The sequence below is a fragment of the Streptomonospora salina genome, assembly GCF_014204715.1.
GTDB classification, from domain to species: Bacteria; Actinomycetota; Actinomycetes; order Streptosporangiales; family Streptosporangiaceae; genus Streptomonospora; species Streptomonospora salina.
In genome coordinates, this window is sequence record NZ_JACHLY010000001.1 from 4,449,918 (window position 1) to 4,476,722 (window position 26,805).

A 26,805-nucleotide genomic window follows, 5' to 3' on the forward strand; every position below is an offset into this window, starting at 1 on the left:
CTCCACCAGGCTGAGGGGATGAACCAACCGTAGCGGCGCGGTCGGCCGACCCTGCGCGTGCATCTCCCGCCGGGAAACCATCGAGGGGCGGAGTGGATACTCGGCAACCGCAGCGAGTGGTCACCACGGCCCCGGTCCGAGGTGCTCGATCGCGCTGGAGCCAGGCCGTGAGACAGGCAGAGTCGCGCGATCGAGTGCCTCGGGACCGAGAACGCCGGAAACCCGAGTGCGGACGCTCAGAGCCGACTGTGGCGCGTCGCAGACCGACCGCCGAGCGACGGCGCGTCCCGAAGCGGCTGGATCGGCGACAGCCGACAGCAACCGAAGTCTGCCCGGCGCCCGGGTGGGTGCTGGAGACCGGGCGGCAGCCCGCAGCTCCAGCACCCACCCGGAAGCCGGCCAAGACGGCGCGAAGCGCCGTCGCCTTGATCCCATACAGCCCAATTCGGCAAGATGTGGAGGGAGATATTCTAGGACCGGCGTGCTTTGCGGCTAGCAGCGTACTGCTCTCCCGAAAAATCGCCCGTAAAAAGATCCTCATTTAAAAACTGGAGAACCTCATTTTGAGTTTCTTTTGTTATGGAGAGCGATCCGTTAGGCATCAGTCGGTCAGGGTCGAGATCGTGAGCCAGCATCCTCTCTCTGAGCGACTCCGGTGTCATGCTTTCCAAATGCTGTTTGGCTAGGATGCTCGTGACTTTGCGGCGGAGAGTGCTATTAGATCGGATGCGCTCTGAAAAAGATTCAATATCAGAATCTGCAATGGGAACGAACGTGGCGAGTTTGGAAACCCATTCATCGGTTTTTGCGAGAACCACGTCCGTGTCTTTGAAAAGGCGTTCAAAATTAGCCTGATTGAACGTCCATACTTTTTCGCTTGTTATTACGACATCCCAGTATGAATCGAACTGAAATACGGGGCTCCGAACGCGCTTCAAGGAGTTTTCCAGGATTCCTACCAATTTTCCTGATAGCCTGATAGGGTTTCTGGCGCGCATGAAGATACTTCGATTCCTCGGATCGTTTCCGATTAGCAGAGCATAAAATGCAATATTCTTCTTTTCTACTTCTGTTGGGTTTGCATCGGAAAGAGAGGATCCTTTTCGTAGGATTTTCATCACTTCCGTGTCTTGAAGCTCTTCGTGATTCAATGTCAAGTACTTCGATTCGCCCTGTTCGTCATCGGGGTCATAAGCCTTGCCGGCTCCGGTGTCAATGATTTGAACACTCTTTTCGGCAGAGCGCCGCAATGCATCTTCGAAGTCGCTGCCAAATTGGATGGTGCGGCCGTGTACATGTTTCGGAGTGCGCCATGCAACGATGAGCGTAGCGTCACCCGAAGTATCAATCGTCATAGCTTAACTCGTTCTCAATGGATAGGTAGTATTTATGGTGACATTATTTAATTCGTTCTTTCAATAAGTATCTCGTTTCCAAACTTAGTCGCTCGTATCACGTCTCCCGCAGACACTGTCCGCCGAGTTACAAGATAGCAAGACATGCCATTGATGTCATCTATAGCTATCACGTGGTAGCCCATGAGGTACAGAAGGGGATTAATTTGCACTAGGCTGGAACGAAGGTGCACGGATGCTGCGACGAGGAGAAAAAGTGCATAAGCTAGTAAGTCCAGTGCGCTTGGTTCTGATACGACCACAAATGGTAGCAAGTATGCAGCGAGATATGTTCCAGCTTCGGAGCCTGCTGAACGGGCGGAGGCTATTTCAAACGGACTGGGGGAATTTCCGCTATTCAGAAAGAAAAGAATGATTAGTCCGAGAGTGCCGCTTATGGATAAGCATATGCATCCTAGGGAGATATAACTAGTCGATAGAATGGCGAAGCTATATTGCGGTTCGCTTGTGTGGAATCGAATCGCAAGGAGTGCAAACAGTGGGGCATAAGAAGAAAGGAAGAGTATGAGCCTGGCGACTACGGGCAAAGTGCATCTCCTCCGACTGTCGGGAACCTCATGGTACGACGAGGCAGTGACAGTCGGAGGTCTAGCAACGTTAGAGGTTGGACACTGAGTGACCGCAGGGAAGTTGCGTGTCGTGTCATCAGGTGATCGGTCGCTAGCGGGTGATTAAGCTTTTCTTGCTTCGATCTCCTGCAGTGCTCGGCTCCAGGGGAAGGAAGCGTGAGGTTCCGATCCGCTTCCCGGTTCGTGGGGAACGAAACCATCATCGCAAATAAGGACTGAAGCCCCTTCTTCTCGTAGCTTTTGGACGCTTTCTCGGAATGGTTTCCTTGAGGCATATGCCGTATTCACATACGGAAGTATGGTTGTCGGAACACCGAGTCCGATGCATTCGTTTGCAATGTCAAGTGCATAGGTATCAGCTATTCCGTTTGCGAGCTTATTAACGCTGTTGAAGCTGGCTGGGGCGATTATTATGGCATCCGCTCTTGGGCTGCGTGGTTGAGGAGAGGAACGGTGTTCGCTACGAACGGCGAGACCTGTCCGAGTCTCCAAGTCCGCGATGTCGAGGAACGAAAGTGCTTTCGGAGTAGAGACGACTTGAACCGTCCATTCGTGCTCTTGAGCAATGTCGATTAGGTTCCAGACATCTCCGGCGGGGCCGGCGGCGCAGACGATGATGTAGAGGACCTTCTTGTCGCTCATCGGGTGAGGCCAACTCTTTCCGCGAGGTCGGTGATGTTGCCGCGCAGGTGTCCGGTGGCGCGGGTGCCGATGTCGTTGATCAGGGTGTGAACGGAGGGGCGGGCGCTGAGTTCTTCGCTGGCCAGGTTCTCCGCCGTGACCAGTGCCTCGAATGCTCGATCGAGCTTGCCCCACTGGCTGTACGCGCGGGCCGCGTCTACGAACAAGGTGACCTTGCGTTCGGTCACGTCGATGTTGTCCAGGCGGATCCGCCGCGCGTGGTCGATGGCGCTTCCCGCGTCTCCCATCTCGACGGCGGTGTTCACACGGTGGAGGAGCACGTTGGTGGGGCCGAACGCCGTCCACTGGTAGTTGTGATCGCCGCCCAAGCGTCGGCCGGCCTCTTCCGCCTCGTCCAGAAGGGCGCGTGCCTGGCCGCGGTTCTCGCGTTTGGCCGCCGCGACGGCTCCGCTTAGCAGCAATGCGCCGTAGACCGAGACGGAATCCGCCGTCGGCTCCTCGGCCGTGGTGTCCACGCGTTCGGCCATCGTGGTCGCCAGTTCGGTCGCCGCGCCGTAATGGCGGTCGGTCATCAATGCTCGGGTGACGATTCGTGCGCTGGCTCCGAGGGTGGCCGGGTTCTCGCTGTTCTCGGCCGCCTGCATACTCCGGTCGGCCGCAAGCCAGGCCAACCCGCGTTCGTCGGACTTCAGCAGGACGCTGGCCGCCACGTGGTACGCCTCGGCCCTGAGCGAGTGCGCGGTGAGGAGACTGTCACCGTCGAACTGCCGTGTCGCCGCGTCCAGCCGGTTCAGCAGTGCCGGCAGTCGTCGGGCGACTTCGCCGTAGTGGCACGCCTGGTACCCGGCCTTGGCCGCGTGCACCGCCTTGGTGAGTGATGCGAGGTCGGGCGGGTGTGTCGGCTGGCCGGTCGCCGCTCCCGCATAGCGGGTGAGGGCGCTGGCGATGTCCTCCAGCCCGATCGCGGGGCCGGTGGCCGCCTCGAACAGGGCCGCCCCGGTCAGTCCGACGAATTCGCGACGCTTCACGCTCTCCTCCTGCTGCCCATCTGGTTCCACGCTAGGCGGGGGAACGAGCGGGGCAGCGGCGGCGGTGGCGCTGCGGTGCTGGGTGAGGATCGTCAGGTCCAGTGGAGCCAGGCCGAACAGCATGCGCGCGGAGTCGGGCATGTTGAGCCCGTCGGCGATGCGCTCGATCACGTCGAGCGCCGTGATCTGCTTGCGTCCGTTCAGGATCTCGCTGACACGGCCCTGAGCGATGCCCGTCGCCGCGGCAAGGCGAGTCTGACTCGCGCCTCCGTACCGCTGAGCCAAGCGCAGCAACCCGGCGATGTCGCGCTCCTGCAGCAGTCTCCGCGTGTCCTCCCGGCTCCATGCCCATGCGGGGATGTCGATCGGATCAAGTGCTCGTCCGGGCGGCATCGCGGCCTCTCGATCACTCGCGTGGCTCGGCCACGGTCATTATCCCCAGTTGGGATAGCCGGTGTGGATGGGTTTACGTGACCGCAACCGGAATCGTGACCGCCATGGACGCGAAAGCGGGGACAACGTGCCACTCCTGCCGGGGCCTTGGCTGGCGCTGGGTGCGCTTCCGCCGGTCGACCCGGCCCGATGACATCGGACAACCGCAGGACGGCCGCACCCGTGAAGCGTGCTGGCACTGCGGTGGGACCGGAGAGCGGGCCATCATGTCGCAGGAGGGGGCGGCGTGATGGCCTATCGCAACCTCGCCTATGAACTGGCCGTGCTGAACGGGCTTCGGGTCCGTTTGGAATGGCACGGTCTGGACGCCGTCCTCATCGAGAGTGTCACCGGGCTTCGGGTGAGCGTGCCCGGTGCCGATGAGGCCGTCTGGATCACCGCCGACAGCCGTGGCCGAGTACTCCTCTGGAACGGTGACTTCCTGCTCTCCTCGGCGTGGGCGTCCGCCGACGAGGCGCCGGAGATCGCGCGGGCCGCTCGCGCTTACCTCCCGTCCGAGAGGGCGCGGATTGATGGGTGACCTCGGGGCCGAGATCGGACGCATACGGGACCTGATTGAACAGGAGTTGCGGCGCGAGTTCCCCATGTGCGACTTCTGCCAGTTGCCTCGGGGCTGGTGGGCCGCGTGGCACGGGGAGCTGCGTGTGATGGCGCCCAACGCCAAGGCGCTGCGCCGGGAGCTGTCCGTCGTGCTGCGGCAGCACCACTGCCCAGGAGAAAACCGCCTATAGGGCTGTCAACTACAGATTCAGTTGTTAACCTGAGTTGATAGAGCACCTGAGAACTATGGGACGGTACCGGATGGCAGCCAACGGCGGCGAGCGCAAGTATGAGCGAGTGGCGCGGACGCTGCGCGAACGCATCACCTCCGGTACCTACCAACCGGGGGACTCGCTTCCCTCCGAGGGGCGATTGGCGAGCGAGTTCGGCGTCTCTCGTCCGACCGTGATCAGCGCTCTCGACCTGCTCCGCGAAGAGGGCCTGATCTTCACGCAGACGGGATCCGGCTCCTACGTCCGGGGCAAGACGCCCAGGGCAGCCGAAGAGCGCGCGCGTCCGGGGCTCGAACTCCTGGAAGGCGCCGAGGACGCGCAGGCGGCGGAGCTGCTGCAAGCCGGGATCGTCGTCGCCCCTGAGCACGTGGCGAACCTGCTGGAGCTGGAGCGGCCGGCCAAGGCGTTCCTGCGGCAGTACGTCCTTCAGGAGGAGGACGGCCCCAACGAGCTGGTCTCGGCCTGGTTCCCGCTTGACCTGGCCGCCGGTACCCGCTTCAGCTCCCCGGACCCCCTGGGATCCAGCATCCGCCGTCACCTGCTGGAGCGGAAGAAAGTCCGGATCGACCACGCGGTTGAGCGCATCATCGCGCGTCCCGCGTCGTCGGACGAGGCATCGGCGCTGTCCATTCAGACCGGCTCACCGGTGCTGAACGTCGTGGTCACGGGCCACGACGCTGATGGTCGCGCGCTCCAGCTCATCGACGCCGTTCTTCCTGGTGACCGCCACGAGCTGCGCGACGTGTATCCGCTCGACTGATCCTGTCAGAATCTTCGCTGATTCGGAGTTGACCTATCAGGTTGGCGCGACTACAGTCGCAGCATGACCTGATAGGTCAGATCTTGTTTCAATGTATGTCTGATAGTTCATGAGGTGGATGATGGCGATTCAGGGTGCGCTGCCGGTGGAGTTCGGGACGGTGTTCCCGCACGGCGCCTACGCGCTCGGAGTGGAAGCGATCACCGACTTCGAGACCAAGCGTCCGCAGATGGACAAGAACACGGGCCTGCCGCTGTGGGCGGTGGATGTGATCGACGCCGATCCGGAAGCCCGCGGCAAGGCCAAGAGCGTGAAGGTGAAGGTGGCCGCCGAGCACTGCCCGACCCTGCCCGACGAGGTGCCCGGCCTGCCCTTCCGGCCCGTCGAGTTCGAGCAGATGTCCGTCATGCCCTACGTCGACGACTCCGGCCGCCGCCCGCGCGTGGCCTATTCGCTGCGCGCGCGTGGGGTGAAGACGCCCGGCGGCGGTGGCTCGCGCAAGGCTCCCGCCGGTGCCGCCTCCGGTGCCGGTAGCTCCGGCGGCAAGGACGCGGGCTGAGAAGTCCGCTGAACGCAAGCGGGGCGGCCTGGTGCGCCAACACCTTCGGCCGCCCCTTCAACCCTCCTGCGAGACCTGCGAAATCTCTGGAAGAGGTGTCTCTTCAGTATGTCCGATCCGTCAACGCGGGTCAGCCCGCGCGAGATCGCCGAGTTTATGGACGCCCTGCGCGCCCACCGCAACGCCGCCTTCAACGGCTCCGGGCCACGTCCGGATGCGGCGCTGCTGGCGTGGAAGTCCAGCATCCTCGGCCGCATCGCCGACCAGACCGACGATGCCGAAACCCGCGCCGTGGCCGACGAGGCTCGCGCCGAACTGGCCGCACTCCGCGCCGACGACGAGAGCGGGGGTGGTCGGTGATGCTGGGACGCAAGAGCGCCGGAGCAACGCAGGTGCAACCGACCGCGCCGGTACCGGCGCAGACCATCCGCTTCTCGGCTCCGGTAGTCGAGACGCCGGGCATCGTCGTCGTGGCGGGCTTCCTCTGGCGCCTAGTGCGGCTCCTCGTTCTGCTGCCGCTCCGCTTCCCCGTGGCCGTCGCAACTGCGGGCGCCTCTGCGCTGCTGGCGTACCTCGTCGGCTGGCTGGGGCTGGCCGCGGCCTGGACGCTCGCCGACGTGGCTCTGTTGGTCTGGTGGCGCCGGTGGCCGAAGTCGTTCAAGACTCGCCTTGCGCGTCGGGCGCTGGCCGCCTGGCGGTGGCTGTGGGTCTACCGGCGCCACTGGCAACCCGTCCTCGTCGTCTCCGGCCTGGCCGAGTCCTACCTGGAACGGCAGTACCTTCCGCAGATCCGCGGGGTGACCTGCTCGGCGTGGGCCGACCGGGTGCGGGTGCGCCTGGTTGCCGGTACCGCCCCGGCCGACTTCGAGAACCGTGTGGCGGAGCTGGCGCACGGTTTCGGCGCTCCCTCTTGCCGTGTGGAGGTGCGCGGGCCGCGTGATGTGGTGTTGGAGTTCCCGCGCCGGGACACCCTCGCCGATCCGATCGAGGCGCTACCGGTGCCTGAGGATCCGGATCTGTCGGGGCTGCCGGTGGGCCGGTGCGAGGACGGCGAACCGTGGTATCTGCGGCTGCACGGCACGCACGTGCTCACGGTCGGGGTGACCGGCGCGGGCAAGGGTTCGGTGCTGTGGTCGGCCATCCGCGCCATGACTGCGGCCATCCACGCGGGCACGGTGCAGGTGTGGGCGATCGATCCCAAGCGGATGGAACTCTCCTTCGGACGCCCGCTGTTCGCCCGATACGCCGATGCGGCCGAAGACGCCGTGGACCTCCTGGAATCGGCGGTTGCGGCGATGCAGGAGCGCGCCGAGCGCTACGCGGGGCGCCAACGCGTGCACGTGCCCAGCACGCGGGATCCGTTCGTGGTGGTGGTGCTGGACGAGGTGGCGTTCCTGACCGCCTACCACCCTGAGCGCGACATCCGCCGGCGGGCGGAGAACGCGATAGCGACGCTGACCAGTCAGGGCCGGTCGGTCGGGTTCTGCGTGCTGGCCGCGCTGCAGGATCCGCGCAAGGAGGTGCTGAACCTGCGCAACCTCTTTCCCGACAAGGTGGCTCTGCGCCTGGACGAGGCGTCGCAGGTGGACATGGTGCTCGGGGAGGGCGCGCGCGATCGGGGCGCCAACGCCCACCTGCTCGATCCGGACCTTCCCGGTGTGGCGTTCGTGAAGCTGGAGGGCTCGCCGGTTCCGGTGCGGGTGCGGGCCGCGTTCGTTTCCGATGCCGACATCGACGCCATGGCCGCTGAACCGGCCGCTGCGGGGGTGGGCGACTGATGCCGACCCCGACCGGTAAGAGCACGCGGGCCGAGCGGCAAGCGCAACCGCTGGCGCGTGAGGTGGCCGAGCAGATCGCCGCCGACAAGGGTGTGTGTATCCGGCCCGTGTCGCTGCGCCGCACCGACATCACCACGGGCCGAACCGAGATCGTGGATGTGCCGTGCAACTCCACATTGGAATCTCGGTGCCCGGCGTGTGCCAAGCGCAAGCGCTCCATCCGACGCACGCAGTGTGAAGAGGGCTGGCACCTGGTCGAGGAACCGACCGTGACGCCGGAGGAGCCGTCCGATGTTCAGCGGGCGTGGGTGGAGCGCCGCGCCGTGGTCACCGCACAACGTGACGCGCTGGTGGAGGCAGGCGGGGCCAATCCGGACGAGGTGGCCGCACTGGATCAGGCCATCGCCGATTTGGACACCGAGATCACCGCGTCCGGCATGCGCGGGTCGGTGTCGCGGGGCTCCTCGTCGGCGACGTCTCGGCGGGTGCGCTCGACCAAGCGGCGCCAGGACGCGCCGGACCTGCCCAAGCGGCAGATGGCCAAGACCACCCTCGGCCGCACCTACGAGGATCCCGCGACCGGCAGGACCTTCCGGCCGTCGCTGTTCCTCACGCTGACCTGCGACACCTACGGGCGGGTGCGCTCCGACGGGACGCCGGTGGATCCCTCGACGTATGACTACCGGCGGGCGGCTCGGGATGCGCTGCACTTCTCCAAGTTGGTGGATCGCTTCGTGCAGAACCTGCGCCGCGTGGCCGGGTTCGATGTCCAGTACTTCGCGACCGTGGAGCCGCAGCGCCGGTTGGCGCCGCATCTGCACATGGCGACGAGGGGCACCATTCCGCGTGCGGAGCTGCGGCAGATCGCGGCGGCCACCTATCACCAGGTGTGGTGGCCTGCGGCCGACGAGGCGGTCTATGCGGGGGAGTCTCTGCCGGTCTTCGACGAGGCGACCGGGAACTACGTGGATCCGGTCACGGGTGAGGTGCTGCCGACCTGGGGTGAGGCGCTGGACGCGCTCGATGCCGATCCGAACGCCGAACCGATGCACGTCGTCCGGTTCGGGCCGCAGGTCGACGCGAAGGGCGTGGTGGCCGGCACCGAGGACGCCGACCGGTGCGTGCGCTACCTGGCGAAGTACCTCACCAAGGACATCGCCGAATGCCACGCCGTGGAGACCGACGCGCAGGCGCGCCACGTAGAACGCCTCGTGGAAGCGCTGCGGTTCGAACCCTGCTCGCCGCGCTGCGCGAACTGGCTCCGCTATGGCGTGCAACCGGACGGGGCCAAGGCGGGGATGCGTCCTGGCTTCTGCCGCTCCAAAGCACACCGGCGCGAACACCTCGGCTACGCCGGGCGGCGGGTTCTGGTCTCGCGCAAGTGGTCGGGCAAGACCGTGGCCGATCACAAGGCGGACCGGCTGCGCTGGGTCCTCGACGCCTTGGGCGTGGATCCCGACGCCGACCCCGACGAGGGCCAGGGCGACAACGCCGCTCCCGCGCTCGCCTCGGTCTCCTCCGGCGATCACGCCTGGGAGCTGGCACGGCCGACCGATCCCGACGTCCCGCCCCGCGAACACCGCCTCCTGCGCGCGGTCGGCGAAGCGCTCAAACGCCGCGCCCAGCTCGACCACGCACGGGAAACCGATCTTTCGGCAACGGGGAAGGCGGCGTGATGGCCGGTAAGAGTTCTCGTCCCTCGGGTCGGCTGCTGACCGTGGCGCAGGCGGCCGAACGGCTCAACACCAGTGAGCGCTACCCGCGCCGCCTGATCGAGGAGCGGCGCATCACCTTCGTCAAGCTCGGCCGCCACGTCCGTATCCCGGAATCGGCGCTGGACGAGTTCATCGCGGCCGGAGTCGTGGAGCCGGTCAAGCTCGGACTGAGGAGGGCCGCGTAATGGCGGGCGGTAAGAAGCGATCTTTCGGCAACGTGCGCCAACTGGCGTCGGGGCGGTTCCAGGCACGCTACCGGGGGCCGGACGGCCGTCTCCGGAACGCGTCGATGACGTTCGCGACCAAGAAGGCGGCGGAGCGCTGGCTGACGCTCAAAGAGGCCGAGATCGTCCAGGGCGAGTGGTTCGACCCCGATGCCGGGTCGGTCCACTTCGCCGAGTACGCCGAGCAGTGGGTGGAGGAACGGGACCTGGCGCCGCGCTCGGCGGACCTCTACCGGAGTCTCCTCCGACTCCACCTGAACCCGACGTTCGGGGACATCCTGGTGAAGGACATCAAGGAGTCGCATGTCCGCGCGTGGCGGTCCTCGCGCCGCAAGTCCAAGGTGGGAAAGTCCACCGTGGCCAAGGCGTACCGGCTCCTGCGGGCCGTCATGAACACGGCCGTCCGGGACAAGCTGATCCGTGAGAACCCGTGCCAGCTTGAGGGCGCGGGCCAGGAGGAGAGTGAGGAGCGCCCGGCCCTGTCCGTGGCCGAGGTGTACAAGCTCGCCGACGCCGTTCCGCCGCGCTACCGGGCGCTCGTGCTCCTGGCCGCGTTCGGCAGTCTGCGATGGGGTGAGGCGGTCGGGCTCCGCCGGCGGTTCCTCGACCTCGACGCGCGCACGGTCACCGTGCGTGAGGTCGCCTACGAACTCGGGGGAGTGCGGTTCGGGCCGCCCAAGTCCAAGGCGAGCCGCCGCACGGTGCAGTTGCCCGGCCTGATCGCGGACGACCTCCGGGCGCACCTGGACGCCTTCGCCAACCCCGGACCGGACGGTCTGGTCTTCGTGGGGGAGCGGGGGAACCCTCTTCGGCGCGCGAACTTCTCGCAGTACTGGCAGCGGGCGCGGGCCTCCACGGGGCTGCCGGGCGTGCGCTTCCACGATCTTCGGCACGCGGGCAACACCTTCGCCGCCGAAGCGGGGGCCTCGCTGCGGGAACTCATGACCAGGATGGGCCACTCCAGTACGCGGGCGGCGCTGATCTACCTGCACGCACGCGACGACCGTGCCCGCGAGTTGGCGGACAGCCTCGGCGAGCGGGCCGCGCGCGAACTGGCCGCCTCCACCGAGTTCGAAGATCGGCCTGACGAGGATCCCGGCGAGACCGACGAGGACGGTCCGGGCTCCCCGACCTCCGACGGATCCGGCGGTCCCGGCCGCTGAGGGCCGATCACCGCTGTGGCACGTGTGTGGCACGGCGACCGCGCAAGCACTCTCTACGACCGAGGGCCAGGCCCGCCGGGTGTCCCGGCCGACCTGGCCCTTCGGCTTATGGAGCGGGCGACGGGAATCGAACCCGCATGGCCAGCTTGGAAGGCTGGAGTTCTACCATTGAACTACGCCCGCATGGCGTCAGCGCCCCGGAGTTTCCTCTAGACTCGTGAAGCCGACGGAGACCAGACTACAGTCTTCGCAGCGCGGGTTGTGCCAGTTTTTTCTCGGACGGCACCCGGCGCGAGGTTCACGGGGAGTAGCGCAGCTTGGTTAGCGCGCATGCTTTGGGAGCATGAGGCCGCGGGTTCGAATCCCGCCTCCCCGACGACAAGACTCGTGGCGCCGGGCGTGTGCCGTGTTCGCCGTGAGGGGCCCTCTGACTGCCCTAGACTTGGCACGATCAGCAGGAAAACGTCAAAGCCAGTCCCAGGCCCCGCAGCTCGGTGCCACCGCCTGCGCCGGCCTGCCGGTACGTCAGTCCGGTGGTCGGGGAGAGTGCGCCCTGCGTGCCGGGTCGTCCCGGAAAACTGCCGGAAATCTAGGAGTACCGCCCCGTGAAGACCGATGTCGAGGAGCTCAGCCCGACCCGGGTCAAGCTGACCGTCGAGGTTCCGTTCGAGGAACTTGAGCATGCCTTCGACGTGACCTACAAGTCGCTCGCCAAGCAGGTGCGCATCAAGGGCTTCCGCCCTGGGAAGGCGCCCGCTCGGCTGATCGATCGGCACGTCGGGCGCGGAGCGGTGATCAGCGAAGCGGTGAACCACGCCGTCCCGGAGCTGTACAACGAGGCCATCCAGAAGGAGGAGATCTTCGCGCTCGGCCAGCCCGACGTGGAGGTCACCAAGCTGGAGGACAACGAGGAGCTCGCCTTCACGGCCGAGGTCGACGTCCGGCCCAAGTTCGAGGTGCCCGACTACGAGGGCATGCAGGTCACGGCCGATGACGCCGAGGCCACCGAGGACCAGGTCGAGGAGCAGGTCGGCAACCTGCGCGAGCGGTTCTCCACCCTCGTCGGCGCCGGTCGGCCGGCCCAGCAGGGCGACCACGTCTCGATCGACCTCTCCGCCGCCGTCGACGGCGAGCAGCTGGAGGACGTGCAGACCAGCGGCCTCTCCTACGAGGTGGGAACCAACACCATCCTCGAAGGCCTCGACGACGCCATCGAGGGCCTGTCCGAAGGCGAGTCGACCACCTTCACCACGAACCTGGTGGGCGGCGAGCACGAGGGCCGCGAGGCCGATGTCACCGTCACGGTGCACAGCGTGAAGGTCAAGGAGCTGCCCGAGCTCGACGACGAGTTCGCGCAGATGGCCAGCGAGTTCGACACCATGGAGGAGCTGCGCGCCGACGTCCGCTCGCGCATGGCGCAGGTCCGCCGCATGCAGCAGCTCAACCAGGCGCGCGACCGCACCCTGGAGAAGCTCGTCGAGTCCGTCGACGCTCCGCTTCCCGACTCCGTGGTCGAGGAGGAGGTCGGCCGCCGTCGCCAGAGCCTGGAGCAGCAGCTCTCCCAGAGCGGGCTGACGAAGGAGTCCTACCTGGAGTCCCAGGGCCAGTCCGAGGAGGAGTTCGAGGAGGAGCTCAAGCAGGGCGCCACCTCGGCGGTCAAGGCCGGGTTCATCCTGGACCAGATCGCCATCGACGAGGAGCTCTCCGCCGGCAACGACGAGCTGACCCAGTACGTCGTGGAGCAGGCCCAGCAGATGGGCGTGTCGCCCGACCAGCTCGCCAACCACCTCGTCGAGTCGAACCAGATCCAGACGGCCTACACCGAGGTCGTGCGCGCCAAGGCGCTGGACCTGGTGATGGAGAAGGCCACCGTCACCGACGAGTCGGGCAACGTGGTCGAGAAGGAGAGCGCCGACGAGGCCGGTGGCGCCGAGGCCGCCGTCGACGCCGAGGCCGCCGCCGCGGAGGGGGCCGAGGAGCTGGAGGCCGAGGCCGACAGCCCCGAGGTCCGCGACTCCGCCGAGAGCGGTGCCGAGGCCGGGCGCTCGTAGCGGCCGCGCCGCTTTCATCCGTCCAGCGAGCCCCGCGCCGCGCCCGACCGGGCCGACGCGGGGCTCGTTCGCTCAATGCAACCGCAAGGCAGGCGCCGCGGTACCTGCGCTCAAAGCGAACAGGCCCGCCATACGTGCGAGTCGAGCCGCTGCGGGCGTTAGTGTCGCAGGCGTCGCAACCGTTTCGAGTCCGGAGCAGGTGACGAGAGTGCCGCCGACCTTCAATGAGTCCCAGGGAATCGACGCCCGTACGCCCGAGTCGCCTATTCCCTCGATGTACGAGCAGACGTCCCAGCGCCTGCTGCGCCAGCGCATCGTCTTCCTCGGCCAGCAGGTCGACGACGACATCGCCAATCGCATCGTGGGCGAGTTGCTGCTGCTGTCCGCCGAGGACCGCCAGCGCGACATCAACCTTTACATCAACTCGCCCGGCGGTTCGGTGACCGCCGGTATGGCCATCTACGACGTCATGCAGTACATCCCCAACGACGTCCGCACCGTGGGGATGGGGATGGCGGCGTCCATGGGCCAACTGCTGCTGTGCGCCGGCGCGCCCGGCAAGCGCTACTCGCTGCCGCACACGCGCGTCCTGATGCACCAGCCCTCCGGCGGAATCGGGGGCACCGCCTCCGACATCCGCATCCTGGCCGACCAGCTGCTGTACGTGAAGCGGATGTTCCTGGAGCGCGTCGCGCTGCACACCGGCCAGGCCAAGGAGCAGATCGAGAAGGACGCCGACCGGGACCGCTGGTTCACCGCCCAAGAGGCCAAGGACTACGGCTTCATCGACGAGGTGCTCGAAGGCACCCTCGACGTCGTCGGCGACTAGTCGCAGGCCGGGTGAACCGCGACCCAATCGTGTGGACCGCTGCACTGTGGAAGGCCAGAACATGACCGAGTACAACCCCAGCCCCTACGGCGGCGGCATGGCTCCGTCGAGCCCGCAGAGCCGCTACATCCTGCCGTCTTACGTCGAGCGCACGTCGTACGGTGTCAAGGAGATGAACCCCTACAACAAGCTCTTCGAAGAGCGGATCATCTTCGTAGGGGTGCAGATCGACGACGTCTCCGCCAACGACATCATGGCGCAGCTCATCACGCTTGAGCAGATCGACGCCGACCGCGACATCCAGATGTACATCAATTCCCCGGGCGGCTCGTTCACCGCGCTGATGGCCATCTACGACACGATGCAGTTCGTGCGCCCGGACATCCAGACGGTGTGCATCGGCCAGGCCGCCTCCGCGGCGGCCGTGCTGCTGGCCGGCGGCACCGAAGGCAAGCGCGGCTGCCTGCCCAACGCGCGCGTGCTGATCCACCAGCCCGCGGCCGAGGGCACGCACGGCCAGGCCAGCGACATCGAGATCCAGGCGAACGAGATCATGCGCATCCGTGAGCAGATGGAGATGACGCTGGCCAAGCACACCGGCCAGACGCAGGAGCAGGTCTCTCAGGACATCGAGCGCGACAAGATCCTCACCGCCGAAGGCGCCAAGGACTACGGGATCGTCGACTACGTCCTGCCGTACCGCAAGTCGTCCCAGAAGTAGGGGCCGGCCGGGCCGAGAGCGTCCGGGGCGGACCGGCCGCCACACGCCGCGGGAACACGGGTGTGGCGATGCCGGTCCGCCGCTTCGCTTAGTCTCGGGGGAACGACGCACAGATCGCCCCGCCCATCGTCCGCGCGAAGGGCATATCCTGCAGAAGCGGTAGCTTGCTCGAACAGAGGGCACGTCATCGCTTTCGCGGCGCCGCCGGGTGGCCGATGACGGGGTGGCCTACGTTTTAAGGAGTGGCTGGGTGGCACGCATCGGCGACGGTGGAGACCTGCTGAAGTGCTCGTTCTGCGGGAAGAGCCAGAAGCAGGTGAAAAAGCTCATTGCCGGCCCCGGCGTCTACATCTGCGACGAGTGCATCGATCTGTGCAACGAGATCATCGAGGAGGAGCTGGCCGACTCCCCCGAGGTGAAGTGGGACAGCCTGCCCAAGCCGCGGGAGATCTACGAGTTCCTCGACTCCTACGTCATCGGCCAGGAGCAGGCCAAGAAGGCGCTGTCGGTTGCGGTCTACAACCACTACAAGCGCGTGCAGTCCGAGGGGGACCGCCCGCGCGACGAGGACGTCGAGATCGCCAAGTCCAACATCCTGCTTCTGGGGCCCACCGGATCGGGTAAGACGCTGCTCGCCCAGACGCTGGCCAAGATCCTCAACGTCCCCTTCGCCATCGCCGACGCCACCGCGCTGACCGAAGCCGGCTACGTGGGCGAGGACGTCGAGAACATCCTGCTCAAGCTGATCCAGGCCGCGGACTACGACGTCAAGAAGGCCGAGACCGGCATCATCTACATCGACGAGGTCGACAAGGTCGCGCGCAAGAGCGAGAACCCGTCGATCACGCGCGACGTCTCCGGCGAAGGCGTGCAACAGGCCCTGCTGAAGATACTGGAGGGGACGACCGCCAGTGTGCCGCCCCAGGGCGGGCGCAAGCACCCCCACCAGGAATTCATCCAGATCGACACCACCAACGTGCTGTTCATCTGCGGCGGCGCGTTCGCCGGCCTGGAGAAGTTCGTCGAGTCCCGTGTCGGCAAGCAGGGGATGGGGTTCAACGCGGCGCTGCGTTCGTCGCCCACGACGGACGAGAACACCGCCGACCAGTTCACCGACGTCATGCCCGAGGATCTCCTCAAGTTCGGATTGATCCCGGAGTTCGTGGGCCGGCTCCCGGTCATCACCAGCGTGCACAACCTGGACCGCCAGGCGCTGATCCGCATCCTGACCGAGCCGCGCAACGCGCTGGTCAAGCAGTACGAGCGGCTCTTCGAGCTCGACAACGTCGAGCTGCAGTTCAGCGACGACGCGCTCGACGCCATCGCCGAGCAGGGCATCATCCGGGGCACGGGGGCGCGCGGACTGCGCGCCATCATCGAAGAGGTGCTGCTGTCGGTGATGTACGAGGTGCCCAGCCGCGAGGACGTCGGCCAGGTCATCATCACCCGCGAGGCGGTGCTGGAGCACGTGAATCCGACCATCGTGCCGCGTACCAACCGGGGGCCCGACCGCGAGGAGAAGAGCGCCTGAGCGGCGCCGTTCCGATGCACTGCGGCGGGCGGGTTCCCTGAGGGGAGCCCGCCCGCCGTTCGTCCGGGGCGGGGAGCGGGCGGTGCGGTGCGCGGCTCCGGCTCGCGGGCTCAGCCGTCGAGTACCTGGTCCATGCGGTCGATGTCGGCGGTCTGTTCGGCGACGACGTCGTCGGCCATCCGCAGAACCACCGGGTCCTCGCCTTCGAGCGCGGCCTCCTCGGCCATGGTGACGGCGCCTTCGTGGTGGGTGGTCATGAGGTCGACGAACATGGTGTCGAACTCGGCGCCCTCGGCCTGTTCCAGCGCGTCCAGCTCCTCGCGGTCGGCCATGCCGGCCATGTCGTCGTGGTCGACCTGGACCGGGCAGCCGCCCGCGCCGTCCTCGCCGCCGCCGTGGCCGCTCCCCGGGAAGCAGGCCCCGGAATCGGGGGCGTCCTCGCCGGAGCCGTAGACGTTGTCGTCCAGCCACGCCTCCATCGCCTCGATCTCGGGTTCCTGCGCGGATGCGATGCGGTCGGCGATCTTGCCCAGATCGGAGTCGGCCATACGGTCGTCGGCGAGGTCCGTCATGACCAGCGCCTGCTTGTGGTGCCCGATCATCGCCACGATGTACCGGATGTCGGCCTTGTTGTGCTCCAATCCTTCAGCGGCAGCGTCCAGCTGCTGCTGCGAGGCCGGCGACGCGGATTCGCCGGGTGCTCCCGGCGCGAGGACGGGCGGACCGTCGGCGGACTGCTCTGTGCCGGTGCAGGCGGTGAGCGCCGCCAGCGCTACGGCGGCTGCGGCCGCCGGGAACCGGTTCCGCACGGGGGCTCCTTCCACAGGGGGCGAGCGGCTGTCGGGGCGCCGCCACAACGCTTGTCTACTCATCGCGCGTGCGGGTTGTCCAGTGCCTGCGACGGTGCCCGCGGGGTCGCGCGGGTGTTCCGCAACCGGTTGAGTCGTCCCAGATGAGTCGTGTTGTCCCACGTCATTGGGGTTTTTCGGGATGAAGTTGGCGATGTGTGAAACCGAACCACGGATGTGACCGCGGAATGTTGAACTTCGGTTTCGTCCGCACGGTGGTCTGTACAACCCAAGTGGGGTGTAGGTAGCTTTCTCGTGATTCGGGATGCTTCGGATAAGGAGGCCACATGTCGACATCCCCCGGGCCTTCCCTGCGGCGGCGCGACCGGTTGAAGCGGATCGGCGCGATCACCGCCGGCGCCGCGGCGTCCGCTCTGGCGGCGACGGCGCTGGCGCCGGCCGCTCTGGCGGATACGGCAGACGACGTTTCGACCAGCGGAAACGTCGAACACATCGCCAACCTCGCCAAAGAGGGGCCGTTCGCGGACAGTTCCTCGTTCAATTCCGATCTGGCTTTCACCGGCGACTACGCCGTCGACGGCAACTACAGCGGATTCACGGTCTACGACATCTCCGATCCCCGATCGCCGCAGGCGGTCAGCCAGGTGCTGTGCGAGGGCGGCCAGGGCGACGTCTCGATCAGCGGCGACCTGCTCTACTACTCCGTGGACTATCCGCGGGAGAGCGACGAGTGCGGGGCGCCTGCCAGCACTCCGGCCGACGCCGACGCGTTCGAAGGCCTGCGGATCTTCGACATCTCCGACAAGGCGGAGCCGGCCTACGTCGGCGCGGTGCGCACCGACTGCGGTTCGCACACCAACACGCTGGTGCCGGGCGGGGACGGCACCGACTACGTCTACGTGTCCTCCTACGCGCCCTCGGACGCCTACCCGAACTGCCAGACGCCGCACGACAAGATCTCGGTGGTCGAGGTGCCCACGGACGCCCCGTCCTCGGCCGAAGTGGTCAACGAGCCGGTGCTGTTCCCCGACGGCGGCAACCCCGGCGGCACCGGGGAGCTGCGTCCCACCGAAGGCTGCCACGACATCACCGTGCTTCCCGGCAGGGACATGGCCGCGGGCGCCTGCATGGGCGACGGCGTGATGATGGACATCAGCGACCCCGTGAACCCGGTCGTCACCGAGACCGTCCGCGACGACAACTTCGCGTTCTGGCACTCGGCCACCTTCAGCAACACGGCCGGCTCGGTGATCTTCACCGACGAGCTCGGCGGCGGCGGCGCGGCCACCTGCAACGAGGAGGTCGGCCCCGAGCGCGGCGCCGACGCGGTCTACGCCCTCAAGGGCGGCAAGAAGAACCCGCGGCTGGAGTTCGCGAGCTACTTCAAGATCGACCGCCACCAGACCGACACCGAGAACTGCGTCGCCCACAACGGATCGCTGATCCCCGTCCAGGGCAAGGACTACTTCGTGCAGTCCTGGTACCAGGGCGGCGTCTCGGTCATCGACTTCAACGACCCCGAGAACCCGCGCGAGATCGGCTACTTCGACCGCGGCCCGCTGAGCGAGGACGAGCTGCAGCTGGGCGGCTCCTGGTCGGCGTACTACTACAACGGCCACGTCTACTCCTCCGACATCCAGCAGGGCTTGGACGTGCTGAAGCTGGACGACCCGCGCCTGGACAAGGCGGAGAAGGTCACCTACGACGAGTTCAACCCGCAGAGCCAGCCGCGCTACACCCCGGGCGCCTGAGGTTCCAGACGCGCAGTACCGCGGCCCGCCGTCCCGCACGGGGCGGCGGGCCGCCGCGCGCCGCGCGCTGGGCACCGGCACACCGGCGCGTGAGTAGGGTGGACCGTGTGTGTACCCCAGTCGAAGAGCAGGCGGCGCCGTGAGTGAGGCCGGAATTCCCGAGAAGTACACCCGGGCCGTGGCTGAGATCACCGCCCGCCGGGTCGAGACCGACATCGACCCGTCCACCGAGCGGATCGGCGCCCTGATGGACCTGCTGGGCGACCCCCAGCGCAGCTATCGGGTCATCCACATCACGGGTACCAACGGCAAGACGTCCACCGCCCGGATGGTCGACGCGCTGCTGCGCGAGCGGCATCTGCGCGTGGGGCGCTACACCAGCCCCCACCTGCAGACCATGCGCGAACGCGTCGTCCTCGACGGCGAACCGGTCTCCCAGGAGCGCTTCGTCGAGGCCTACGAGGACATCCGGCCCTACGTCGAGATGGTCGACGCCTCCCACGACGTCCCGATGTCGTTCTTCGAGGTGCTGACCGGACTCGCCTACGCCCTGTTCGCCGACGCCCCGGTCGACGTCGCCGTCGTCGAGGTGGGCATGGGCGGCACGTGGGACGCCACCAACGTGGTCGACGCCGACGTCGCCGTGGTGACCCCCATCGCCGTCGACCACACCGAGTTCCTGCCCGACACCGTCGAGGGGATCGCCGAGGAGAAGGCGGGCATCATCAAGCCCGACTCCGTCGCCGTGCTGGCGCAGCAGCCGCTGGACGCCGCCGAGGTGCTGATGCGCCACGTCTCCGAGACCGGCGCGCGCGTGGCCCGCGAAGGTCTGGAGTTCGGCGTGGCCCAGCGCGAGGTCGCCGTCGGCGGCCAGCAGTTCTCCCTCAAGGGCCTGCGCGGGGGCTACGAGAACGTCTTCCTTCCGGTGTTCGGTCCGCACCAGGCCGGCAACGCCGCCGTGGCCGTGGCCGCGGTCGAGGCCTTCGCCGGGCCGGGCGAGGGCGACGAGCGGCTCGATCCCGAGCTGGTCTCCGCGGCTTTGGCCGCAGTCGAGGCTCCGGGACGCATGGAGATCGTGCGCACCACCCCCACCGTGCTGCTCGACGCCGCGCACAACCCGGCCGGCATGTCCGCCGCGGCCGACGCCGTGCAGGAGGAGTTCAGCTTCGTCCGGCTGGTCGGGCTCGTGGCGGTCATGGCCGACAAGGACGTCGAGGGGATCCTCGAACCCTTGGAGCCCCTGGTCACCGAGATCGTGGTCACCCGCAACTCCGCGGAGCGCAGTCTCACGGCCCAGCAGCTCTACGACATCGCCGAGCCCGTCTTCGGCGCCGACCGGGTGTACGTGGCCGAGCGCCTCGACGACGCCATCGACACCGCCGTGGGGCTGGCCGAGTCCGACGGCGAGCCCGGCGGCTCCGGGGTGCTCATCACCGGTTCGGTCGTCACCGCAGGCGACGCCCGCCTGCTGATCAGGGGGGAGTGAGCCGGTGCGCAGGATGCTGGCGGTCGTGCTGCTCCTGGAGGCCATGGTCATCGGGTTGGCCGTGCCGGTGGCGATCCAGGTCGCCGGTATCGCCCCCGCGGTGGCCGGAGGCGTCTGGGGCGGTATGGCCGGGCTCGCGCTGCTCCTGGCGGCGCTGCAGCGCTTCCGCCCCGCCTACTACGCGGGCTGGGCGCTGCAGGCGGCGCTTCTGATCAGCGGATTCATGGTTCCGGGACTGGTGCTGCTGGGCGTGGTGTTCTTGGCGCTGTGGGTGGCAGCCGTGCTGCTGGGCCAGCGCACCGACGCCCGGGACGCGGCGGGTGCGGCGCCCGGCGGCTCCGGATCCGCCGGGCCGGAGTGACCCGGCCCCGGCCGTCGCGGGGGAACCGCAGGGGCCGGTGACGGCCGCTGCCGCTGCGGCCGCATCCGGCTGGTCGGCGCTGGTCGGAGCGGACAGAGCGGCCACAGCGCCTCGGCCGACGCGATATGGTGACCACGGCCAGGGGCGGCCGCATTTCGCCGTGCGTCGGGCGCAGCCCAGTGCCGCCCCGTCCCCATTCTGCTGTTCTCCAGCACCGACTGCCGAGGAGTGACCCACCGTGGAGCGGACCCTTGTTCTGATCAAGCCCGACGGCGTGCGGCGCAGCATCACCGGCGAGATCATCTCCCGGATCGAGCGCCGCGGCCTGCGGATCGTCGCGATGGACCAGCGCACGCTGGACACCGACACCGCCAAGACCCACTACGAGGAGCACCGCGAGCGGCCGTTCTTCGATTCGCTGGTCGAGTTCATCACCGGCGGCCCGCTGGTGGCCATGGTCGTCGAGGGCGAGCGCGCCGTCGAGGCCTTCCGTGCGCTGGCCGGCGCCACCGACCCCGTCTCCGCGGGCCCCGGAACCATCCGCGGCGACTTCGCCCTGGAGGTCCAGGAGAACATCGTGCACGGTTCGGACTCCTCCTACTCCGCCGAGCGCGAGATCGAGCTGTTCTTCCCCGACCTCGGCTGATCGGGCCTCCGGCCCTGGGCGGGCGACGTGCGGCCCGCCCCCCCGCGAAACGCTCCGGGCCGGTAACCGCTGCCGGCGGTCGCAGTAGCGGACCGTCCTCGGCAGCGGCAGGCGGGGCCGGGACCGGATCGCCGCCGGGGAGCGGACCGGCGCGCGGACTTGCGCGCCCGGTCGGCGTACCCGCGATACGCCGCGGCCGCGCCGGAGGGCATTCGCACGACGGACACGTCCGCCTCAGCACGGAGTACGGGGCCCGGGGACCGCGTCGGAGCTCCGGCGTCCGGCCCGGTCGGAAGTCCGGATCGAACCGATCCGTCCTCGATATGAGGCGGCGCCGACGGGTGGGATTCGCCGGGCCGGCGCCGCCCGGCCGCCCCGGCCTGCGAGGGTCGAGGCCGCTCTCCGGCCTGCGCGGCGCCGGTCCGCCGCTCCTGCGGACGGGTGCATGCCGCGCCCCGCGACAGCCGAGCGGCCTTCGCCGGTACCGGCTGCGGGTCCACGCGGACGCCGGCGCCGCGAAGAACAATCCCGGCGCCGCCGGGCGGAACGCCGCCGGGGACGACGTGCCGACCTCGCCGCCGGGCGGTCTGCGAAGCGGGAACCGGCGGGCCCCGCGAGGACGTACCGCACCGACCGGCCGTGGAGCCGGTCGCGATCCCCGGTTTCAGCCGCGGACGAGAAGCCGACCGACCACGCATCCTCAGCGGCGCCGGGCGTGTGCCCGGCGTTTTTTGGTGATTCGAGCACCTGATCCGTCCGGAGTGTTTGTGTAGTCGTACGACTTCGCACAGTTACGATACGGGTGTTGGATCCATATCCGTACTGGAACGAGTCCGTATTGACCGCCCCGTCGGGGCATACCCGATCGGTGCCGCTGAGGACGCTTCATGACCAATAACCTCGCCTTCTTGGGCCGCGATATGGCGGTCGACCTCGGGACAGCAAACACACTCGTCTACGTCCGCGGCCGCGGGATCGTGCTCAACGAACCCTCCGTGGTGGCCATGAACGCCTCCACGGGCAAGATCGTCGCGGTGGGTATCGAGGCCAAGCAGATGATCGGCCGCACACCCAGTAGCATCACCGCGGTGCGGCCCCTCAAGGACGGCGTCATCGCCGACTTCGAGATCACCGAGCGCATGCTGCGCTACTTCATCCAGAAGATCCACCGGCGGCGCCACTTCGCCAAACCCCGCATCATCGTCGCCGTGCCCAGCGGAATCACCTCCGTCGAGCACCGGGCGGTCAAGGAGGCCGGTTACCAGGCCGGCGCGCGGCGCGTCAACATCATCGAAGAGCCCATGGCCGCGGCCATCGGCGCCGGGCTGCCGGTCCACGAGCCCACCGGGAACATGGTCGTCGACGTCGGCGGGGGCACCACCGAGGTCGCGGTCATCGCGATGGGCGGAATCGTGACCTCCCAGTCCGTCCGGGTGGGCGGCGACGAGCTCGACCAGTCGATCATGGCCTTCGTCAAAAAGGAGTACTCCCTGATGATCGGGGAGCGCACCGCCGAGGAGATCAAGGTCGCCATCGGGTCGGCTTTTCCCGCGGGCGGCGAGGAGCTGCACGCCGAGATCCGCGGACGCGACCTCGTCAGCGGCCTGCCCAAGACCGTCGTGATGTCGGCGGCCGACGTCCGCCAGGCCATCGAGGAGCCGGTCACCGCCATCGTCGACGCGGTGCGCACCACGCTGGACAAGTGCCCGCCGGAACTCTCCGGCGACGTCATGGACCGCGGCGTCGCGGTGACCGGCGGCGGCGCGCTGCTGGACGGGCTCGACGGGCGGCTGCGCCACGAAACCGGCATGCCCATCCACGTGGCCGAGAACGCCCTGGACTCCGTCGCCGTGGGCTCGGGCACCTGCGTGGAGAACTACGAACGGCTCAGCCAGGTCCTCGTCCCCGAGCGGCGGCGCTGACATGGGGCCCGACGGTTCCCGGGCGCGGTTGGTCGTGGGAGTCCTCGCCGCCGTCTCGCTCGTACTCGTGGTGCTGGATTCCCGCGCGGGAGCCGACCCCGTCACCAGCGCCGCGCGTACGGTCGGCGACACCGCCTTCCGCCCGGTATCGGTCGGGGCGTCGGCCGTCGCCGCGCCCGTCGCCGGGGCCTACGAGACCCTGGCCGCGGCCCAGGGGTCCCGCGAGCGCATCGACGAACTCGAACACCGCAACGAGCGGCTGCAGGCACGGTTGCAGTCGCGCGATTACGACGAGGACCGGGCGGAGCGGCTCGACGAGCTGCTCCACCTGGCGGGCACGGGCGGCTACGAGATCGTCCCCGCTCAGGCGGTCACCCGGGTGACCGCCCGCGGGTTCTCCGACACCGTCACCCTCGACGTCGGGCGCGACGCCGGCGTCCGCGCGGACATGACCGTCGTCGACGGCCACGGCCTGGTCGGCAGGGTCGAGCAGGCCGGGCCCTCCACCGCCACCGTCGTGCTCATCACCGACCGTGCCTCGGCGGTCGGCGCGCGGCTGGAGGACTCCCAGGAGATCGGCGTGGCCGAAGGCGAAGCCGAGCGGACCGGGGACGGCACGCCGCTGCGGTTCGAGCTGATGAGCGCCGACGCGCGGATGAAGGAGGGCCAGCGCCTGGTCACCCTCGGTTCGCACGAGGACACGCCCTTCGTACCCGGTGTGCCCATCGGGACCGTCACCCGGGTCGAGGACACGCCGGGCCGCCTCTCCAGCACGGGCAAGGCCGAGCCCGCCGTCGACTTCGGCTCTCTGGACGTCGTGGGGGTCATCGTGGCCGGACCCGAGGATGACCCCCGCGACTCCCTCCTGCCCGACCCCTCCGAGGACGGGCACGACACCGACTCCGACCGGGAGGGCGGACGATGAAGGCGACGGTGTCGGCGCTGCTCGTGCTGGCCGCGGTACTCGTCCAGACGGCACTGGTCAACCGGCTTCCGCTGCCGTGGGGCGTCGCCCCCGACCTGGTGCTGCTCGTGGTCGTGGGCATCGCCCTGTGGTCGTCCCCGGCGGCCGGCGCGGTCACCGGGTTCGCCGCCGGGCTGGCCGTGGACGTGCTGCCGCCGGCCGACCACGAGATCGGCCGCACTGCTCTGCTGCTGTGCCTGGCCGGCTACACGCTGGCGCGGGTGCACGACTACGGCGCGCGCTCCGGGCTCGGCCCGTACGCGGCCGCCGCGGGCGCGGTACTGGGTGTGGGAGCGGGGTTCGTGGTCTTCGGCCTGATCCTGGGCGACCCCCGTGCCCAGCTCCCGGACGCACTGTGGACCCTGCTCGCGGGTGCCGCCATGACGCTCGTGGCCGCTCCCGCCGTGCTGGCCCCCACGGGGGCGCTGATGCGCCGGGTATGCGCTGACGCCTACTCCGACCTGCCCGCACCCGTGACCGGCGTGAAGGGATGGAGATGAGACCACTCCGCAGGCGGAGGCTGCTGAGCGGCCGGCGCCATCGGAGACGCGACGCGCCCGCCGCACCCGCGCGTGCGCGCGCTCCGCGGCGCGGCGTCGTCCTCGCGGTGCAGCTGGTGGTGCTGATGCTGTTCGCCGCCCTCACCGCGCGCATGTGGTACATGCAGGTTCCCCGGGCCGAGCACTACCAGGAGCTCGCACTCGCCAGCCACACCCAGAAGCTCATCGAGCCCGCGCTGCGCGGCCGCATCGTCGACGCCCGCGGCCGCCCTCTGGTGACCAACCGCACCGAGCTGACGGTCACCGCCGATTACCACGACCTGCTCGAACGCGGCGACGACGGCGCCGCCGTCCTGCGCAGGGTCGCCGACCTCATCGACCGGCCCTACGAGAAGCTGCGCGACCGCGTGCGCCTGTGCGGTCCCGAGAACGGGCGCCCCTGCTGGCAGGGATCGCCGTACCAGCCCATCCCGCTGGCCGACGACGTCGAACCCAGGGTCGCGCTGCAGATCATGGAGCGCCAGGAGGAGTTCCCCGGTATCTCCGCCCAGCAGATGGCGATGCGCGAGTACCCCAACGACGAACTCGCCGGGCAGATGCTGGGCTACCTCCAGCCCATCACCGAGGAGGAGTTCGAGGCCCGCGAAGACCTGCGCGCCGAGTTCAGCGGTGTCGACCGGGTCGGCCGCGGCGGCGTCGAGGCCGTCTACGACGAGCGGCTGCGCGGCGACTCGGGTGAGCACATCCTGGCGGTCTCCAGCCAGGGCGACGTCCGCGGCACGGTCTCCCGTACGTCGCCCGAGCCGGGCATGCACCTGGTCACCAGCATCGACGCCGACGTCCAGCAGGTCGCCGAGGACGCGCTGCGCGGCGCCGTGGACAAGGCGAGCAGCGCGGGCAAGCCCGTGGACTCCGGAGCCGCCGTGGTGCTGGACGTGCGCACGGGGCGCGTCGTCGCCATGGCCAGCCAGCCCGACTACAACCCCGAGGTGTGGAGCGGCGGCATCGACGCCGACACCTACGAGAAGCTGCTCAGCGAGGACTCCGGCCAACCGCTGGTTTCACGGGCGCTGCAGGGGCAGTTCCCGCCGGGCTCGACGTTCAAGCCCACCACCCTGGCCGCCGCGGCGAAGGACGGCGCGTCCCTGGACGGCTCCTACAGCTGCCCGGGCTCGATCGGGCTGGCCGGCCGGTCCTGGGACAACTTCGGGGGAGCGGGGTACGGCTCGATGGATCTGCACCGGTCCATCGTGGTCTCCTGCAACACCGTCTACTACCAGCTCGGCTACAACATGTGGCGCGAGCACCGCGGTGAGAAGGAGACCCGGGACCCGGTATCGGCGATGGCCCACGGATTCGGCTACGGCGAGCCCACCGGAATCGATCTCCCGCACGAGTCCGGCGGGCGCGTCCCCGACCTCCAGTGGAAGCGCCAATACTGGCTGGACACCCGCGAGACCAGCTGCGAGAGGGCGGAGAAGGGCTACCCCGAGGTGGCCGAGGAGGATCCGGGGCGCGCCCGCTACCTGAAGAGCCTCGCCGGTGAGCAGTGCCGCAGCGGCGGCCAGTGGCACGCAGGCGACGCGATCAACCGCGCCATCGGGCAGGGAGACATGCTGGTCACACCGCTGCAGCTGGCTCGGGCCTACGCCGCCATCGCCAACGGCGGCACCGTGTACGAGCCGCGGGTGGGCCGGGCGTTCCTTTCGCCCGACGGCGAGCGGGTCGAGGAGATCGAACCGGTCGAGGCCGGCGAGCTGCCCGTCGACGACCGCACCCTGAACTACATTCAGAAGGCGCTGACCCGGGTCCCCAAGGAGGGCACCGCGTCCGGGGCGTTCGGAGGATTCCCCCAGGACCGCGTGTCCGTGGCCGGAAAGACCGGAACCGCCACCGCCCAGGGACGCGAAGACTCGTCCTGGTTCGCCTCCTACGCCCCCACCGACGATCCGCAGTTCGCCGTGGTGGCGATGATCCCGGAGGCCGGAACCGGAGGCTCCGCCGCGGCGCCGCTGGTACGCGAGATCTACGAAGGCATCTACGGCTTCGCCGACAGCGGCGAGGCCGCGCTCGCCTCGGGCGCACCGGCCGCATCCCTGCCGAAGGTCCGCGAGGACGGCACCATCTCGTCGCCGGAGGAGCAGTGACCATGACC

26 protein-coding genes and 2 tRNA genes are annotated in these 26,805 nt (G+C 68.3%); 22 read left to right on the forward strand and 6 right to left on the reverse strand.

The window, feature by feature from the left end:
* Window positions 1-470: 470 nt before the first annotated feature.
* The 4 genes from HNR25_RS20130 to HNR25_RS20140 form a co-directional block, all read right to left on the reverse strand.
* The gene (locus tag HNR25_RS20130) at window positions 471-1,355 is read right to left on the reverse strand and encodes a Kiwa anti-phage protein KwaB-like domain-containing protein (RefSeq protein ID WP_184637682.1); all 885 of its coding nucleotides are present in this window, start codon (window positions 1,353-1,355) and stop codon (window positions 471-473) included.
* A 47-nt stretch (window positions 1,356-1,402) separates the two neighbouring features.
* Window positions 1,403-1,942, reverse strand: a complete 540-nt coding sequence (locus tag HNR25_RS27270) for a KwaA family protein (protein WP_512700819.1) — start codon at window positions 1,940-1,942, stop codon at window positions 1,403-1,405.
* 144 nt (window positions 1,943-2,086) lie between these two features.
* Window positions 2,087-2,626: a flavoprotein gene (locus HNR25_RS20135; protein ID WP_184637684.1), complete on the reverse strand. Its 540-nt coding sequence runs from the start codon at window positions 2,624-2,626 to the stop codon at window positions 2,087-2,089.
* Window positions 2,623-4,047, reverse strand: coding sequence for a helix-turn-helix domain-containing protein (locus HNR25_RS20140; RefSeq protein WP_184632739.1), 1,425 nt, complete (start codon window positions 4,045-4,047; stop codon window positions 2,623-2,625). Before HNR25_RS20140 ends, HNR25_RS20135 begins: the two co-directional genes overlap by 4 nt.
* Window positions 4,048-4,336: 289 nt before the next feature.
* Here HNR25_RS20140 and HNR25_RS20145 point away from each other — a divergent pair, with 289 nt between their 5' ends.
* From HNR25_RS20145 to HNR25_RS20185, 9 genes are all read left to right on the forward strand, one after another.
* Window positions 4,337-4,627 (forward strand): hypothetical protein, encoded by a 291-nt coding sequence (locus HNR25_RS20145; RefSeq protein ID WP_184632737.1) that lies wholly within the window; start codon window positions 4,337-4,339, stop codon window positions 4,625-4,627.
* Complete coding sequence (locus HNR25_RS20150; RefSeq protein ID WP_184632735.1) at window positions 4,620-4,838, forward strand: hypothetical protein; 219 nt, start codon at window positions 4,620-4,622, stop codon at window positions 4,836-4,838. Before HNR25_RS20145 ends, HNR25_RS20150 begins: the two co-directional genes overlap by 8 nt.
* A gap of 70 nt (window positions 4,839-4,908) precedes the next feature.
* On the forward strand, window positions 4,909-5,640 hold the full coding sequence (locus HNR25_RS20155; protein WP_184632732.1) for a GntR family transcriptional regulator: 732 nt from the start codon (window positions 4,909-4,911) through the stop codon (window positions 5,638-5,640).
* A 121-nt stretch (window positions 5,641-5,761) separates the two neighbouring features.
* Window positions 5,762-6,199 (forward strand): plasmid replication, integration and excision activator, encoded by a 438-nt coding sequence (locus HNR25_RS20160; protein WP_184638678.1) that lies wholly within the window; start codon window positions 5,762-5,764, stop codon window positions 6,197-6,199.
* A gap of 108 nt (window positions 6,200-6,307) precedes the next feature.
* On the forward strand, window positions 6,308-6,559 hold the full coding sequence (locus HNR25_RS20165) for a hypothetical protein (RefSeq protein WP_184632730.1): 252 nt from the start codon (window positions 6,308-6,310) through the stop codon (window positions 6,557-6,559).
* Complete coding sequence (locus HNR25_RS20170; protein ID WP_184632728.1) at window positions 6,559-7,977, forward strand: FtsK/SpoIIIE domain-containing protein; 1,419 nt, start codon at window positions 6,559-6,561, stop codon at window positions 7,975-7,977. The genes HNR25_RS20165 and HNR25_RS20170 overlap by 1 nt, the downstream gene beginning before the upstream one ends.
* Window positions 7,977-9,653: a replication initiator gene (locus tag HNR25_RS20175; protein WP_184637686.1), complete on the forward strand. Its 1,677-nt coding sequence runs from the start codon at window positions 7,977-7,979 to the stop codon at window positions 9,651-9,653. The genes HNR25_RS20170 and HNR25_RS20175 overlap by 1 nt, the downstream gene beginning before the upstream one ends.
* Complete coding sequence (locus HNR25_RS20180; protein ID WP_156002793.1) at window positions 9,653-9,877, forward strand: helix-turn-helix domain-containing protein; 225 nt, start codon at window positions 9,653-9,655, stop codon at window positions 9,875-9,877. The genes HNR25_RS20175 and HNR25_RS20180 overlap by 1 nt, the downstream gene beginning before the upstream one ends.
* Window positions 9,877-11,079, forward strand: coding sequence for a tyrosine-type recombinase/integrase (locus HNR25_RS20185; RefSeq protein WP_184637688.1), 1,203 nt, complete (start codon window positions 9,877-9,879; stop codon window positions 11,077-11,079). Before HNR25_RS20180 ends, HNR25_RS20185 begins: the two co-directional genes overlap by 1 nt.
* Window positions 11,080-11,188: 109 nt before the next feature.
* On the opposite strand, the gene HNR25_RS20190 is transcribed toward HNR25_RS20185, so the two are convergent.
* Window positions 11,189-11,262 (reverse strand) — tRNA-Gly (locus HNR25_RS20190).
* A gap of 118 nt (window positions 11,263-11,380) precedes the next feature.
* Here HNR25_RS20190 and HNR25_RS20195 point away from each other — a divergent pair.
* From HNR25_RS20195 to clpX, 5 genes are all read left to right on the forward strand, one after another.
* Window positions 11,381-11,455, forward strand: a tRNA-Pro gene (locus HNR25_RS20195).
* Window positions 11,456-11,684: 229 nt separating this feature from the next.
* Window positions 11,685-13,130 (forward strand): trigger factor, encoded by a 1,446-nt coding sequence (tig, locus tag HNR25_RS20200; protein ID WP_184637690.1) that lies wholly within the window; start codon window positions 11,685-11,687, stop codon window positions 13,128-13,130.
* Between the two features lie 274 nt (window positions 13,131-13,404).
* Window positions 13,405-13,959, forward strand: a complete 555-nt coding sequence (locus HNR25_RS20205; protein ID WP_221459033.1) for an ATP-dependent Clp protease proteolytic subunit — start codon at window positions 13,405-13,407, stop codon at window positions 13,957-13,959.
* Between the two features lie 61 nt (window positions 13,960-14,020).
* Window positions 14,021-14,680: an ATP-dependent Clp protease proteolytic subunit gene (locus HNR25_RS20210; protein ID WP_184637694.1), complete on the forward strand. Its 660-nt coding sequence runs from the start codon at window positions 14,021-14,023 to the stop codon at window positions 14,678-14,680.
* A 250-nt stretch (window positions 14,681-14,930) separates the two neighbouring features.
* Window positions 14,931-16,211, forward strand: a complete 1,281-nt coding sequence (gene clpX, locus HNR25_RS20215) for an ATP-dependent Clp protease ATP-binding subunit ClpX (protein ID WP_184637696.1) — start codon at window positions 14,931-14,933, stop codon at window positions 16,209-16,211.
* A 110-nt stretch (window positions 16,212-16,321) separates the two neighbouring features.
* Here clpX and HNR25_RS20220 read toward each other — a convergent pair whose 3' ends face one another.
* Window positions 16,322-17,020, reverse strand: a complete 699-nt coding sequence (locus HNR25_RS20220) for a DUF305 domain-containing protein (RefSeq protein ID WP_312862653.1) — start codon at window positions 17,018-17,020, stop codon at window positions 16,322-16,324.
* Window positions 17,021-17,346: 326 nt separating this feature from the next.
* Between HNR25_RS20220 and HNR25_RS20225 the strand changes: the two genes are divergently transcribed.
* From HNR25_RS20225 to mrdA, 8 genes are all read left to right on the forward strand, one after another.
* The gene (locus HNR25_RS20225) at window positions 17,347-18,771 is read left to right on the forward strand and encodes an LVIVD repeat-containing protein (RefSeq protein WP_184637699.1); all 1,425 of its coding nucleotides are present in this window, start codon (window positions 17,347-17,349) and stop codon (window positions 18,769-18,771) included.
* Window positions 18,772-18,910: 139 nt separating this feature from the next.
* Window positions 18,911-20,257 (forward strand): bifunctional folylpolyglutamate synthase/dihydrofolate synthase, encoded by a 1,347-nt coding sequence (locus HNR25_RS20230; RefSeq protein WP_184637701.1) that lies wholly within the window; start codon window positions 18,911-18,913, stop codon window positions 20,255-20,257.
* Between the two features lie 4 nt (window positions 20,258-20,261).
* Window positions 20,262-20,618, forward strand: coding sequence for a DUF4233 domain-containing protein (locus HNR25_RS20235; RefSeq protein ID WP_184637703.1), 357 nt, complete (start codon window positions 20,262-20,264; stop codon window positions 20,616-20,618).
* A 238-nt stretch (window positions 20,619-20,856) separates the two neighbouring features.
* On the forward strand, window positions 20,857-21,264 hold the full coding sequence (ndk, locus tag HNR25_RS20240; RefSeq protein ID WP_184637705.1) for a nucleoside-diphosphate kinase: 408 nt from the start codon (window positions 20,857-20,859) through the stop codon (window positions 21,262-21,264).
* A gap of 887 nt (window positions 21,265-22,151) precedes the next feature.
* Window positions 22,152-23,186 (forward strand): rod shape-determining protein, encoded by a 1,035-nt coding sequence (locus tag HNR25_RS20245; RefSeq protein WP_184637706.1) that lies wholly within the window; start codon window positions 22,152-22,154, stop codon window positions 23,184-23,186.
* 1 nt (window position 23,187) lies between these two features.
* The gene (gene mreC / locus HNR25_RS20250) at window positions 23,188-24,111 is read left to right on the forward strand and encodes a rod shape-determining protein MreC (RefSeq protein WP_184637708.1); all 924 of its coding nucleotides are present in this window, start codon (window positions 23,188-23,190) and stop codon (window positions 24,109-24,111) included.
* Window positions 24,108-24,650, forward strand: coding sequence for a rod shape-determining protein MreD (mreD, locus tag HNR25_RS20255; RefSeq protein WP_184637710.1), 543 nt, complete (start codon window positions 24,108-24,110; stop codon window positions 24,648-24,650). The genes mreC and mreD overlap by 4 nt, the downstream gene beginning before the upstream one ends.
* A complete protein-coding gene (gene mrdA / locus HNR25_RS20260) occupies window positions 24,647-26,797 on the forward strand; it encodes a penicillin-binding protein 2 (RefSeq protein ID WP_184637713.1) in 2,151 nt (716 codons plus the stop codon). Before mreD ends, mrdA begins: the two co-directional genes overlap by 4 nt.
* Window positions 26,798-26,805: the final 8 nt, after the last annotated feature.